Annotated in this window: 1 protein-coding gene; it reads left to right on the top strand. The window is 48.6% G+C overall.

Annotation, left to right across the window (positions count from 1 at the left end; genetic code table 11):
* Positions 1–504: 504 nt before the first annotated feature.
* Positions 505–1,574, top strand: a 1,070-nt coding sequence (locus tag D5269_RS17765) for a replication initiation protein (RefSeq protein WP_166545242.1), incomplete at its 3' end; no start/stop codon positions are given.

Genomic DNA, 1,574 nt, shown 5'->3' with positions numbered 1-1,574 from the left:
AGAGGGGTGGCGGTGTAATGGCACACTCCTTGACCCTCTATTTCGCCTTTATTTGCCCTCTGGACGGCTTTAGGGGGCTGTATGGTGTTTTCCCCTTACCTACCCCTCTAAGGACGTGTACACGCTTTACAGCGGCTTTCTTGACCGTTTCCGCTCCTATCCTCATTTTCTTTTTTATCGCTAATCAATCCTGACGCTTTCCAGAACCTCCAAAGTTATCCACATACTGCGGCTTGCGGGGTCGTCCCTTGATAGATAGCTTGATTTAGCACTTATGATTTCTTACTTTTGATTTCCTACTTTTGATTTAGACGCTAAAAAAACCTGATTTTATGCGGCTTTCCGGGTTTTAGGGGCGAAGACTTCTTCCGCAAGGGGCGAAGACTTCTTCCGCAAGGAGCGAAGACTTCTTCCGCAAGGAGCGAAGACTTTTTCTGTTAGGGGCATAGTCTTTTTCCAGAAAAGAGAATTTTATACTTTACAAAAATTCGCCCTTATGGTATCATGATAAGGAAAGGAGTTGATACCATGCCACGGAGAAAGAAACTCCCTGCAATCCCGGACTATAAGGGGGCAGGGAAAGAGCCGGACAATCTGCTTGTCCAGAAGTCTAATCCCCTCTTGTCCCTCTCTGAAACCGGGCTGACACTTGCGGAGTTTAAGATACTGGACGCATATCTTGGCCGGATAAATAGCCATGTTCCGGAAAAGCGGTTTATCCGGTTTGAGAAAGGCGAAATAGAGCGGCTTTTGGGCGTTGTAAAGATAAATGCGCCGGACTTGGAAAAGAGGGTTAATAATCTTTTTCAGACTATCAAAATCAAGGACGGCAACAAGCGCAAGGGCTTCACTCTCATAGCCTTGTTTGAGAAAGCGGAATGTTATCAAGACGAAGATGGACTGTGGCAGGTGGACTTGGGTGCAAGCCCCTCGGCCATGGAGTATATCTTCAACCCGGAGCGGCTTGGATACCTGCGGTATAACCTGCGAAACGTTGTCAAGCTGACTTCCAGATACAGCTATGTCCTCTTTCTGTACCTCGAACAGAATAGGCATATGCACCTTACTTGGGACGTTCCTCTGGACGAATTGAAAGCCCTCATGCGGTGTACGGCTGACAGTTACAAGGGATACAAGGAATTTAACGACAAGGTTCTAAAAAAGTGTCTCTCGGAACTGAACGACAAGACCGACTGCAAATTCTCCTATGAGCCGATAAAGAGGGGTAGGACGGTCAAGGCTGTGCGCTTCACCTTGGAGCCACTTGCTCTGGCTGAAGATATACCGGGGCAGATGTCCATGGACGACTTTCCAGAGATTATGCCGCCGTCCTATGGCGATGATGTCTATGACGAAGAAGCGGCAAGGCGTGATAGGATTTGCAAAGGCTTTGACAGCGCAGAGTTTTCCGGCTTCACCGATGAACAGCTTGCCCTGCTTAAAGACCTCGGCTGGTCAAGGAAACGTGAAAGTGACGTGGAGCGTTACAGGGCTGACCTTGTTAGCTTTCCTGACGCTTGCCAATATGCAACAGCCGCCTATCTCCGGCAGACAATCCTGACGGCAAAGGCACG

The organism is Anaerotruncus sp. 1XD42-93 (assembly GCF_009917605.1).
Lineage (GTDB): Bacteria > Bacillota > Clostridia > Oscillospirales > Ruminococcaceae > Anaerotruncus.
Note: the sequence above shows the minus strand (reverse complement) of the source record. Positions and strands in the feature narration are given on the sequence as shown.